9 protein-coding genes and 2 pseudogenes are annotated in these 12,077 nt (G+C 70.2%); 3 read left to right on the top strand and 8 right to left on the bottom strand.

The features are described from left to right. From hemW to G6017_RS09680, 5 genes and pseudogenes are all read right to left on the bottom strand, one after another. Nucleotides 1-1,113: pseudogene (hemW, locus tag G6017_RS09700) on the bottom strand (radical SAM family heme chaperone HemW); the annotation flags it as partial. Nucleotides 1,114-1,799: 686 nt separating this feature from the next. Then, a pseudogene (locus tag G6017_RS09695) lies at nt 1,800-3,188 on the bottom strand (WS/DGAT/MGAT family O-acyltransferase); the annotation flags it as partial. Nucleotides 3,189-3,330: 142 nt separating this feature from the next. Then, the gene (locus G6017_RS09690; RefSeq protein WP_179524959.1) at nt 3,331-3,540 is read right to left on the bottom strand and encodes a hypothetical protein; all 210 of its coding nucleotides are present in this window, start codon (nt 3,538-3,540) and stop codon (nt 3,331-3,333) included. A 9-nt stretch (nt 3,541-3,549) separates the two neighbouring features. Continuing rightward, complete coding sequence (locus G6017_RS09685; RefSeq protein ID WP_182617135.1) at nt 3,550-5,658, bottom strand: M3 family metallopeptidase; 2,109 nt, start codon at nt 5,656-5,658, stop codon at nt 3,550-3,552. A gap of 33 nt (nt 5,659-5,691) precedes the next feature. Then, nucleotides 5,692-6,513, bottom strand: a complete 822-nt coding sequence (locus tag G6017_RS09680; RefSeq protein WP_182617134.1) for a TSUP family transporter — start codon at nt 6,511-6,513, stop codon at nt 5,692-5,694. 26 nt (nt 6,514-6,539) lie between these two features. Here G6017_RS09680 and G6017_RS09675 point away from each other — a divergent pair, with 26 nt between their 5' ends. Next, on the top strand, nt 6,540-7,058 hold the full coding sequence (locus G6017_RS09675) for a CGNR zinc finger domain-containing protein (protein ID WP_179524956.1): 519 nt from the start codon (nt 6,540-6,542) through the stop codon (nt 7,056-7,058). 39 nt (nt 7,059-7,097) lie between these two features. Here the strand turns inward: G6017_RS09675 and lepA are convergent, their stop codons facing one another. Continuing rightward, nucleotides 7,098-8,957, bottom strand: a complete 1,860-nt coding sequence (lepA, locus tag G6017_RS09670) for a translation elongation factor 4 (protein WP_179524955.1) — start codon at nt 8,955-8,957, stop codon at nt 7,098-7,100. Between the two features lie 58 nt (nt 8,958-9,015). Continuing rightward, a complete protein-coding gene (locus G6017_RS09665; RefSeq protein WP_182611083.1) occupies nt 9,016-9,738 on the bottom strand; it encodes an EthD domain-containing protein in 723 nt (240 codons plus the stop codon). Nucleotides 9,739-9,773: 35 nt separating this feature from the next. On the opposite strand from G6017_RS09665, the gene G6017_RS09660 reads away from it, so the two are divergent. Both G6017_RS09660 and rpsT read left to right on the top strand, forming a co-directional pair. Further along, a complete protein-coding gene (locus G6017_RS09660; protein ID WP_182611082.1) occupies nt 9,774-10,322 on the top strand; it encodes a type II toxin-antitoxin system PemK/MazF family toxin in 549 nt (182 codons plus the stop codon). Between the two features lie 207 nt (nt 10,323-10,529). Further along, nucleotides 10,530-10,790 carry a 30S ribosomal protein S20 gene (gene rpsT / locus G6017_RS09655; RefSeq protein ID WP_179524952.1) on the top strand — a complete coding sequence of 87 codons (261 nt, stop codon included), beginning with the start codon at nt 10,530-10,532 and terminating at the stop codon, nt 10,788-10,790. A gap of 115 nt (nt 10,791-10,905) precedes the next feature. Here rpsT and holA read toward each other — a convergent pair whose 3' ends face one another. Then, nucleotides 10,906-11,883, bottom strand: coding sequence for a DNA polymerase III subunit delta (gene holA / locus G6017_RS09650; RefSeq protein WP_182611081.1), 978 nt, complete (start codon nt 11,881-11,883; stop codon nt 10,906-10,908). Between the last annotated feature and the right edge of the window lie 194 nt (nt 11,884-12,077).

The raw sequence follows: 12,077 nt of genomic DNA, 5'->3' as shown, positions 1-12,077 counted from the left end.
TCCCGCCGACACCTGGAGGTCCGCACGTTCCCTCTCCTGCGCCGTGAACGCCCCGTCGGGGAGCCCCTCGGCCAGACGGAGGCCGGTCATGATCCGCTCGAGGTGACGGTCGTCGTCGTGCAGTCGCTCCCCGCCCTCGACCGGGAGGTCCCCGGCGTCGCACGCCGCGGCGTAGCGCGCGGGATGGCGCAGGTTCCACCACCGGGCACCGGCGACGTGGGAGTGCGCCCCGGGTCCGATCCCCCACCAGTCACCGCCGCGCCAGTACCCCATGTTGTGACGGCAGTAACCCGACTCGTCGGTCGCGAAGTTGGAGACCTCGTACCAGTGGAACCCCGAGCGCGACAGTCGCTCCGCCACCTGTTCGTAGCGGTCGGCCAGCACGTCGTCGACGGTCCCGGGCAGTTCTCCCCGACGGATTCTCCGGGCCAGGGCGGTGCCGTCCTCGACGATGAGCGAGTAGGCGGACACGTGGTCCACCCCTGCGTCGACCACGGCGTCGAGGGTGCGGGCGAGGTCGTCGTCGGTCTCCCCCGGCGTCCCGTAGATCACGTCCAGGTTGACGTGGTCGAACCCGGCTCGGGCGGCCTCGGCGACCGCCTCCTGCGGGCGACCGGGGGTGTGGGCGCGGTCCAGGACGCGCAGGACGTGCGCCGCGGTGGACTGCATCCCCAGCGAGATCCGCGTGTATCCGCCCTCGCGCAGTCGTCCGAAGAACTCCGGGGAGGTGGATTCGGGATTGCTCTCGGTGGTCACCTCGGCTCCGGGCGCGAGCCCGAACGTCGACCGGATCCGATCGAGCATCCCCACCAGGACGTCCGCACCCACCAGCGACGGGGTTCCGCCGCCGACGAAGACGGTGTCGACCTTCGGCGGGGTGCCCGACCCGGCCAGCACCGACGCCGCCCGCTCGATCTCCAGTGCGGCCGCCCGTTCCCAGTCGGCGGGCGAGGTGGCGGACCCTAGTTCCCCGGCCGTGTACGTGTTGAAGTCGCAGTAGCCACAGCGGGACGCGCAGAACGGGACGTGGAGGTAGATCCCGAACGGCGCCCGCGGGTCGCGCGGCGGCGGGGAGAGGGCGAGACCAGCCGGATCGTGGGCCCCGGTCGTCACGCCTGACCGGTCACGCGGTCGCCCCCGGTCTCACCGCCCCCCGACTCGGAGGTCGCGGGCCCCTCGTCCGGAACGGTGGCGGCCGGGGCGCTGTAGGTCGGTGCGGCAGCGTCGGGCCCCGTGGCGGTACCGGTCGCCGGTTCGGACGCGGAAGAGTTGTCTGGTCTGGGCACGGAGCCCACAGTGCCGGATGACGGGTTGGCCGTGCGCTCGACGGGGGTGACGGGCTTGGAACCCGTGGGCTTGTCGGACGTCTTCCGGGCCGAGGTCTTCCTCGCGGCGGCGGTCCTGGAGGCCGACTTCTCATTAGCCGATGTCGAGGCGGGGGCGGTCCGGCCCGTGGTCTTCTCGGCGGTCGGCTTGGTCGCGGTGAACGTCTTCCTGTGGGCGGTCGACTTCCTGGCGGCTGTCGTCTTGGTGGTGGCCGAGGTCTTCTTCGCGGGAGCCTTCTTCGCTGGAGCCTTTTTCGCCGGGGCCTTCTTCGCGGTCGTCTTCTCCGCCGGGGTCTTCTCCGCGGTCGTCTTCTCTGCCGGGGCCTTCTTGGCCGGGCGCTGTCGGTCGGAGGCGTTCGTGGCGGCCCCGTCCTTGCTCGCGGACGACTGACGGCCCGCCTTCTTCAGGTCCTTCCGCAACTGCGCCAACTCGGCGGCGGACATCCGCTCCGCCGTGGGGGTCCCGCTCGCCTCGCGCTTCTCGGCGGCCTCGACGAGTTCCTCCATGGCCTCGCTCACCGCGCGGGCCATGGGCCAGGGGTCGGGAACGAGGTCCTTGCACGCGATGAACCCGAAGTGCAGCTCTCCGTCGAGCGACATCACCGTGCAGTTGAGGCCGGCGCCGTGGAACACCGGCCCCATCGGCAGCATCTTCGTGACCCTGGCCCCGAGGAAGTACAGCGGGATGTTCGGACCGGGCACGTTGGAGATGATGAGGTTGTGCACCACCGGGTGGCGCTCGGAGAGCCTCAGGCGCGAGTACATCCGGACCGCGGAACCGAAGACGGACGGCGCCGCGAACTGCGCCCAGTCGGTCAGGAGATTGGCGTCGAGTGCGTCGGTGTGGTCCTTGGCGACGGTGTTGGCGTCCCGGATCGACTCCAGACGCTCGACCGGGTCGTCGATGTCCGTGGCCAGCGACATGAACATTCCCGACACCCGGTTGGTGCCGGGGCGTGACTCCGCGGCGTGCACCGACATCGGGACCATCGCGATGAGGGGCTTCGACGGCAACTCGTCCAGATCGTCGAGGTAGTTGCGCAGGGCGGTCGAGCAGAGGGCCAGCACGACGTCGTTGACGGTGGTGCCGAAGGCGTTCTTGATCCGCTTGACCTGGTCCAGGTCCACACTGGCGTAGGAGATGGACCGGTGCCCGGTGATGGTGCGGTTGAACGGGGTGCGCGGGGCGGTGAACGGTGCCGGCATGGCGAGACCCTTGCGGGCCCTGTTGATCCACGAGGGAAGGACACCCAGTGTCCCCGGCAACAGCGAGGCCAGACGCCACGGGGTGGCCAGCCGGGACAACGCCCCGCCGACGGCCAGTTCGAGGGCTCCCGAGCCTCCGGCGGTCTCCTGCACCAGTTCCTGGTCGAGGGACGGATCCTCCGGGGTGAGCGAGCACAGCTGCGACATCATGTTGGCGCCCGTGACGCCGTCGACGGTCGAGTGGTGCATCTTGGCGAACACCGCGAACCGTCCGTCGGGCAGCCCCTCGATGACGTACATCTGCCACAGCGGCATCGATCGGTCTATCGGCTGGCTGGCCAGGTGACCGCACAACTCGGCAAGGACCTCGTCACCACCCGGTTCCGGCAGGCCGACCCGGTGGAGGTGGTGGTCGATGTTGAAGTCCTCGGCCTCGACCCACACCGGGTGGTCGATGTTCAGCAGTGAGTCGTGCAACTTGCGCCGGAAACCCGGCATCCCGGTGACACGGCGGGCGAGTTCCGCGCGCAGCGCGTCGAACGAGTAGCCGCCGTTCATCTCGGACCCGTCGAGGACGATCAACCCGCACACGTGCAGGAGCTGGGCCCTGGTCTCGAAGTAGAGGAAGCTGGCGTCAAGTCCACTCAGGCGCTGCATGGAGGGAGTGTACGTCCGGAGTCCGTCCCGCAGAGTCGGTTCCGCGGACGGCCCGTCCTCACCAGACGTCGAGGATGAGCCACGCGATCACGACGAGCGCGATCAGCAGGATCAGGGCGAGAGTCACACGCGACCGGGGCATCTACAGGACCTCCTTCCCGGTCTCGGGGTCCCCGGCGGCGACGAGCCCCCGGAACCGGTGCACGAGCACATCGGCCACCCGCTCGACGACCACCGCAACCAGGAAGAACAGCGGGACTCCGGCGGCGAGCATGATGAACACCTGCAGGGGGAACGGCAGGGTGGCGAGCCAGAGCTCGACCCTGTCCCAGAACTCGAGGAATGCCGTCACGGATCGATCCTACGACCGGCCGGCGGTGGCGACCTCGCGGCCGCCCACCACCGAACTGTCCAGGCCCCGGCGGCGCAGCAGCGCCGAGGGACTCGGGTCCGCACCGCGCATCGCCCGGTAGGCGTCGAGGAAGTCGATCGCCCCGCCGCGGGACAGGACCTCACGGCGCATCGCGTCCCCCGAGGACCGCTTCAGTCCCCCACGTTCGGCGAACCACTCGGCGGCGTCCGCGTCGAGCACCTCGGCCCAGAAGTAGGAGTAGTAGGCCGCCGAGTACCCGCCGGCGAAGATGTGCTGGAAGTACCGCGACCGGTACCTGGGCTCGACGCCGGGGACGTCGAGTCCCGCCTCGGCGAGCACCCTGGCCTCGAACTCGTCGACATCCGTCACCGCCTCGGCCTCCTCGAGGGTCAGCGAGTGCCAGGCCAGGTCCAGTAGGGCGGCGGCGAGGTACTCGACGGTGGCCTGCCCCTCACCGAAGCGTTCGGCCTCCCGCATCCGCGCGACCAGATCCTCGGCGATCGGCTCCCCCGTCTCCACGTGCCGGGCGTATCGCGCGAGCATCTCCGGCCGGCGCGCCCACATCTCGTTGACCTGTGAGGGGAACTCGACGAAGTCGCGGGGCACCGAGGTCCCGGAGAACACCGGGTACTCCACGTCCGAGAGCAGGCCGTGGAGGGCGTGCCCGAACTCGTGGAACATCGTCGTGACCTCGTCCATGGTGAGCAGCGTCGGCTCACCCGCCGCGGGGCGGGACAGGTTCATGACGTTGACGACGACGGGACGCGAATCCAGGAGCCGGGACTGGTCGCGGAACGAACTCATCCAGGCCCCGCCCCGCTTGGTCGGACGTGCGTAGTAGTCGAGGAGCAGCAGACCGATCCCGGCGTCGGGCTGGTCCCGCTGGTCGTCGAAGACCTCGATCACCCGGACGTCCGGGAGGAATCCGCGCAGGTCCGTCCGCTCGGCGAAGCGCAGGCCGTAGAGCTCGGAGGCCGAGTGCATGACCGCGTCGCGCAGCACGCGCTCGAGCTCGAAGTACGGCCGGACGCGTCCGTCGTCCACCTGGAAGCGGTCGGCGCGCAGCCGCTCGGACTCCCAGGCCCAGTCGGCCGGGTTCAACTCGCGGTCCTCCCCGCCGAGCAGGTCCTTGGCCTCGTTGCGGGCATTGGTGACGGCGGCGTCGACCACGTCGAGCAGCAGACCTCGTGCCGCCTCGGGCGACCCGGCCGTCTCCACGGCGAGTACGTGCTCGGCGTGGGAGCCCAGCCCCAACAGGTGCGCGCGCTCGGCGCGGAGCCGGACGATCTCCAGGACGATCGGGGAGTTGTCGTGCTCCGGGGTCGAACCCCGTCGCAGCGAGGCCTCCATGACCCGCCGCCGCAGACCCTGATGGTCCAGCCACGCGGAGATCGGCTGCACCGTGGGCAGTCCCAGCGGGATGAGCCAACCCTCGCGTCCCGCCTCCGCGGCCGCGGCGGCGAGCGATGAGCGCATGGACGCGGGCAGCCCGGCCAGCTCCGCCTCGTCGGTCACGGGGACGGCGAGCTCGGCGGTGGAGGCGAGCAGGTTCTCCCCGAACGCCGTGGTCAGTTCGGCCAACCTGGTGTCGATCGCCGTCAGCCGCTCGCGGCCCGCCTCGTCGAGTCCCGCACCCGCCCGGAGGAGGTCACGGTGATGCCGACGGATCAGCCGCTCGGTCTCGTCGTCGACCTCCAGCTCCCCCGACTCCAACGCCGAGTGGACGGCGTCGACCCGCGCGTGGAGGCCCTGATCGGTCATGACGGCCGAGCCGTGGGCGGCCAGGAGCGGCGAGACCACCCGGTCCACGTCGAGCCGGGCGGGGGTCGCATCCGGACCGAGGAGCCCGTAGAACACCGACAGGACCCGGTGGAGCGCCCGGCCCGACCGCTCGAGGGCGATGACCGTGTTGGCGACGGACGGCGGTTCCGGGTTGGCCACGATCGCCGCGACCTCGGCCGCGTGGTCGTCGATCGCCGTCCGGATGGCCGGCTCCAGTTCCGCCTCGTCGATCGCCGCGAAGTCGGGCAACCCGTACGGCAACGGCGACTCGTCGAGCAGCGGGTGGCGGCCGGGTTCGGGGCTCGGGAGGGTCATGGGGGCGAGTCTACGTCGGCTCCGCGGGACGCCTCACGTCCACTGGGCCACCGTGTCCCACGCCAACTTGACCGCCAGGATGCCGATGACCACGAGGAACACCACCCGGATGAACTCGTTGCCGTGTCGCATCGCCATCCGCGCGCCGATGAACCCCCCGGTGAGGTTGGCCACCGCCATACAGCCACCGATGAGCCACAGCACCTCGCCGTGGATGCCGAACACCAGGATCGAGGCGATGTTGGTGGTGAGGTTGGCGAGCTTGGCCGCCACGGTCCCCTGCAGGAAGCCGAAGCCCAGGAACGCGACGATCGCGATCACGAAGAACGACCCGGTCCCCGGACCCAGGACCCCGTCGTAGAACCCGATCAGCAGACCGATCAGCGCCGATCGCCAGATGCGCGCCCACCCGGTGTACCGGTTCTCGTGGGTGCGACCCATGGTGGGCCGGAACCACATGTAGGCGCCCACCACGATGACGGCCACCAGGACGACCGGCGTGAGCAGGTCCCTCGGGATGAACCTGGCGACCGACGAGCCGGCGGCCGACCCGGCGAACGCCGCGACCACCAGCGGGAGCACCATCCCGATCGGCACCCGGATCCGGCGCAGGTAGGTCAGGGAGGCGACCAGCGTCCCGGCGACCGAGGAGAGTTTGTTGGTCCCGAGGATCTCCGGGGTCGAGGCATCCGCGGGCAGTCCGAGCACCAGCGCCGGGAGCTGGATGAGTCCTCCCCCGCCGACAACCGAGTCCACCCAGCCGGCGACGAACGCGGCCAGCACGAGCGCGGCCAGGACCCACACGGAGACCCCCACCGCCGGGGACGCGGCCAGACCCGCGAATGACTGAGGCATACCGATCACTGTGCTGTAATCGGTTTGTGTATATCAACCCTTACGGGGCCGATCCGGTGACCCTCGCCGCCGACCTGGCGAACCGCCGCCCCCGCACCACCCGCGAACTGGTGGACCGCTGCCGCGAATCGGGGGTGACCATCGACCGGGGGGCGTGTGACGAGGACCTCGAGGAGGTGCTGACGTTTCTCGACGACTGGCTCGTCGTCGTCGACACCACCGACCCCCGCGGGCGGGCCGACGCCCTCAACGCCCTGCTCGCCGACCACTCGGCGCCGCCGCGCCTCACCGACCACGACGGCCACTGGCACGTGCACTACCGCGCGGACGACGTCTCGTTCGCCCGTCTGCTCACCGCCATGTTCTCCGTGGGCACCGCTCTCCACCTGACCTCACGCGGCATCGACCGTCTGGCACGGTGTGCGGCCGACGACTGCGCGGACGTCTTCGCCGACACCACCCGCAACGGACGCAAACGGTACTGCTCGACCCGCTGCACCAATCGGTCCGCCGTACGGCGACACAGAGCGAGGACCTGGGCGTGAGCCCGGGCGGACCCGACGGCCGCTACTACTCGTCCGCGCTCACTTCTTGTCCGCGCTCGAGTCCGCGGACAGCGCGGCCACGAAGGCCTCCTGGGGGACGTCCACGCGACCGATCGACTTCATGCGCTTCTTGCCCTCCTTCTGCTTCTCGAGAAGCTTGCGCTTACGGCTGATATCGCCGCCGTAACACTTGGAGAGCACGTCCTTGCGGATCGCGCGGATGTTCTCGCGGGAGATGATCTTCGCGCCGATCGCCGCCTGGATGGGCACCTCGTACTGCTGACGCGGGATGAGCTCCTTGAGCTTGCCCGTCATCTTGTTGCCGTAGGCCTGCGCGTAGTCCCGGTGCACGATCGCGGAGAACGCGTCCACGGCCTCCCCCTGCAGCAGGATGTCGACCTTGACCAGATCGGACGCCTGCTCGCCGGCCTCCTCGTAGTCCATCGACGCGTATCCCTTGGTGCGGGACTTGAGCGAGTCGAAGAAGTCGAAGATGATCTCGCCCATCGGCATGACGTAGCGCAGCTCCACGCGGGTCTCGGACAGGTAGTCCATGCCCTTCATCTCGCCGCGCTTGGACTGGCACAGTTCCATGACGGTGCCCACGAACTCGCTGGGCACGATGATCGTGCACTTGACGATCGGCTCGAAGATCTCGCGGTGCTTGCCCTCGGGCCAGTACGACGGGTTGGTGACCTGGTGCTCGGTTCCGTCCTCGGCGACCACTCGGTACACCACGTTCGGCGCGGTGGAGATCAGGGCGAGGTTGAACTCCCGCTCCAACCGGTCCCGGGTGATCTCCATGTGCAGCAGACCCAGGAAACCGCAGCGGAAGCCGAAACCGAGCGCGACGGAGGTCTCCGGCTCGTAGTCGAGCGACGCGTCGTTGAGTTGCAGCTTGTCCAGGGCGTCGCGCAGGACCGGGTAGTCGGACCCGTCGATCGGGTACAGCCCGGAGAACACCATGGGGTTGGGCTCCTTGTACCCCGCCAGAGGCTCCTCCGCCCCGCCGCGGGCGCTGGTGATCGTGTCACCGACCTTGGACTGGCGGACGTCCTTGACCCCGGTGATCAGGTACCCGACCTCGCCCGGGCCCAACCCCTTGGTCACCTTGGGTTCCGGCGAGATGATCCCGACCTCGAGCGCCTCGTGCGTCGACCCCGTCGACATCATCCTGACCTTCTCGCGCGGATTCAGCGTCCCGTCGAACACCCGGACGTAGGTGACCACGCCGCGGTAGGTGTCGTAGACCGAGTCGAAGATCATCGCGCGGGCCGGGGCGTCCGGGTCGCCCACCGGCGCGGGGATCACGTCACACACCTTGTCCAGCAGTTCCTCGACGCCCACGCCCGTCTTGCCGGACACCCGCAGGACGTCCTCCGGCTCGCACCCCACGATGTGGGAGATCTCCTCGGCGAAGCGGTCCGGGTCCGCCGCGGGGAGGTCGATCTTGTTGAGCACCGGGATGATCTCGAGGTCGTTCTCCATGGCCAGGTACAGGTTGGCCAGCGTCTGGGCCTCGATGCCCTGCGCGGCGTCCACCAGCAGGATCGCCCCCTCGCACGCCTCGAGGGCACGGGAGACCTCGTAGGTGAAGTCCACGTGGCCCGGGGTGTCGATCATGTGCAGCACGATCTCCTCACCCTCGTGGGCACCGGAGCGCGGCACCCACGGCAGGCGGACGTTCTGCGCCTTGATGGTGATGCCGCGTTCGCGCTCGATGTCCATGCGGTCGAGGTACTGGGCCCGCATGAGCCGCTCCTCGACCACACCGGTGATCTGCAGCATGCGGTCGGCCAGTGTCGACTTGCCGTGGTCGATGTGCGCGATGATGCAGAAGTTCCTGATCCTGGCCGGATCGGTGAACGTCGTCTCTGCGAAGTTGGGAATCTCGATCACTCCTGGAGGCGGGCCCGGGCGTGGCGGGGTGCGGTCCGACCGGGCGATGCCCCCATTGTCACACGTGCGGGCTCCGGATACGCATCACGTACCGTCCCGTGGGGATCGCGTCGACCGTGCCGTCGTCGAGGAACCGGGCCGTCGAGGCGGTCATGGCCTTGATGTTGTGGCTCATCCTCTCATCGCTGCCCCGGGAGTCGAAGAACACCCCGAGGTCCCCGGCCGCCTCGATCGGGAACACCTCCTCGACGATCCCCGCGATCTCCGGCGCGTCCCCGGTCAGTGCGCGGACCACCACGTGCTGGGTGTAGGCGGTGGTGGACTGCGTCTCGATCGCCACCGGCGTGTGCTCCTCGAGCCAGACGCGCAGCCATTCGTCGCGGTCCAGCCGCCCGGGCCGGCGCAGGAAGGCCAGGTTGGCCATCCCGGGACACCTCCCGTCCTCCCCCGGATCCGGTACGCCGAGCGGCTCCGACGCGGTCACCGACCACGCGGAGACCGGGCCGAGCCCGCGAAGGGCGTCGAGGACGTTGGTGCTCGCGGTGCCCGAGGCCACCGGCACCCGCGCGCGGACCGCCGCGAGCACGGGCCTCGGGGTCACCTGCACGTCGATCATCGCGCCGGCCACCGCCTCGTCGCGGACGTTCACCACGTACTCGGTCACCCCGAGGTCGGCGAGCGGGCCGTCCACCACCCGGGCGATGTCCGACCGCAACCGGGAGGCGTCGGGCCCGGCACGTTCCGGGTCGTCCGACCACACGACCGCGAAGAGGATGTCCATGAACCGGGATCCTAGATGCCGTTACCCTGGCGGACATGGCGATCGACTGGGCCCGGATGGGTCGCACCGCGGCTCGGATGAGCCGACGATACGGACCGACGGTGGCCCTCGAGGTGCGTCGGCGTCTCGAGGATCGAGGGATCTCCTCCGCCGCGCCGCGTGGGGCCGTGGGGGCGGGACGGCCCACCACGTCCGGGACCGTGCCCACGTCGAGCCGCGCGCGGACCGTCTCCTACGCACCCGACCTCGACGGCCGGGCCGATCCGGGAGAGATCGTGTGGACGTGGGTGGAGTTCGAGGAGGCCGACGGACGCGGGAAGGACCGTCCGGTCCTGGTGGTGGGCCGCGACGGCGATCGACTGCTCGGCCTCATGCTCTCGTCGCAGGACAGGCGGGACGACGACGAGGGGTGGCTCAGGCTCGGCACCGGGCCGTGGGACCCGGAGGGCCGCCCGAGCTGGGTCCGCCTGGACCGCGTGCTGGACGTGCCCGAACAGGGCATCCGGCGCGAGGGGGCCGTCTGCTCCCGCGCCACGTTCGACCGGGTCGCGGACCGGTTGCGCTCGGACTACGGCTGGCGCTGACGGGCGGTGGTGGCGGGCAGCCCGACATGGGCCCGACCGGGTGCTCGCCCACTCGTCACGCGTTTTGGCCGGGGACGCCGCCGCTGGTAAAGTGGGTCGTCGGTGTCCACCGGATCGCGCTACGCGTATTCGAGCGGACTAGAGACATGACATCAGATCGACCGGATCCCCCGCGGAGCCGTCGACACACGACCGAAGGTGTGACCAGTGGCAAACATCAAGTCCCAGAAGAAGCGGAACCTCACCAACGAGCGCAACCGTCTCCGCAACCAGTCGATCAAGTCGTCTCTGCGTTCCGCCATCCGCAGCCTGCGTGAGGCCACCGAGGCCGGCGACAAGGCCAAGGCCGGCGCCCTCCTCGTCGCGACCTCGCGTCAGCTCGACAAGGCCGCCACCAAGGGTGTCATCCACCAGAACCAGGCCGCCAACAAGAAGTCGTCGCTCGCCAAGGCCGTCAACGCGCTCTGAGGCGACCCGCTCCCCCAGTCGGGGAGCACAGCCCCGCGTCGTTAGCCGCCGCGATGAGGCTCCGAGGGCCCACCCCCGCACCGATCGAGTGCGCGTGGTGGGCCCTCGTCGCGTTCTAGGCGACGCCGGCCAGTGACCCCACCTCCCGCACCGCCCGCTCGAGCGCGTACGAGGTGTCCTCCGCCTGCCCCTTGACCTCGCCGTTGAGGCGGGCCACCACCTGGAGGGCGCTGCCGAGGGTGTCGATGGACCAGTACCGGGTCTGCGCGGTGACCTTCTTGACCTTCCACGGAGGCAGGCCCTGCCGCGCCAGTTCGGCCGGCGGGGTGCCCCGTTGGGTGCCCACCATGGCGATCGAGTTCACGGCGTCCGCGAGAGCGTCCGCCAACACGACGTGCGGGACCCCCGTGTGCATGGCCCATTCGAGGGCTTCGATCGCGCCGGCCACATCCCCGGTGACCGCGCGCTCGGCCACGGTGAACCCGCTGACCCCCACGACCCCGGAGTGATAGCGGCGCACCGCTTCGACGTCGACCTTCCCCCCGGTGTCGGCCACCAGCTGGCCACACGCCGACGCCAGCTGCCGAAGGTCCGTGCCCACCGCCTCCACCAGGGCCTCACACGCCTCGGGGGCCACCCGGACGTCGAGACCCCGGAACTCCGAGCGCACGAATCCCACCACGTCCATGTGGCGGGAGAGCTTGCCGGCCGCGTGCTCCTGCGCACCGGCCTTACGCAGGTCCGGTACGAGCGCCTTGGCCCGACCCCCGCCCGTGTGCTGGACCACCATGACCGTCTGGTCCGGCAGGTCGACGGCGGACCCCATCACCGCCGCCTGGGCGTCCTTGCCCAGTTCCGCGGCACCGGTGATCACCACGATCCGGGCCTCGCCGAACAGCGACGGTGAGAGCAGTTCGAACAGCTGCGGTGCACCGACCTCCGGTCCCCCCAGGCGGGAGACCACGGGCGGATCCTCCCCCGCGGGAGCCGCTGCCCGCACGGCCGCCACGACACCGGCGGTGGCGCGCTCGGTGAGGAACTCGTCCTCGCCCAGGACGAGATGCAGCGGGCCGGGTGAAGAACCGGGTGTCATGGGCGCTCCTCGTCGTCGTACTCACCCGACATCGTGCCACGCAGGTCCGTCACCACAGGCGCGGGATCACCCGGGCGCCACGTCGGGCGACCCCGGCAGGGACACGGCGACGTCCGCGACGGTCTCGAGCCACCACAGCGCCGGGGCGCACGCCCACGCCAGCACGACGGCCCCGTCCTCCCACACCGGCCCGA

Source organism: Dietzia sp. B44, from assembly GCF_014145245.1.
Lineage (GTDB): Bacteria > Actinomycetota > Actinomycetes > Mycobacteriales > Mycobacteriaceae > Dietzia > Dietzia natronolimnaea.
This window is presented reverse-complemented; position numbering and strand designations above follow the sequence as displayed.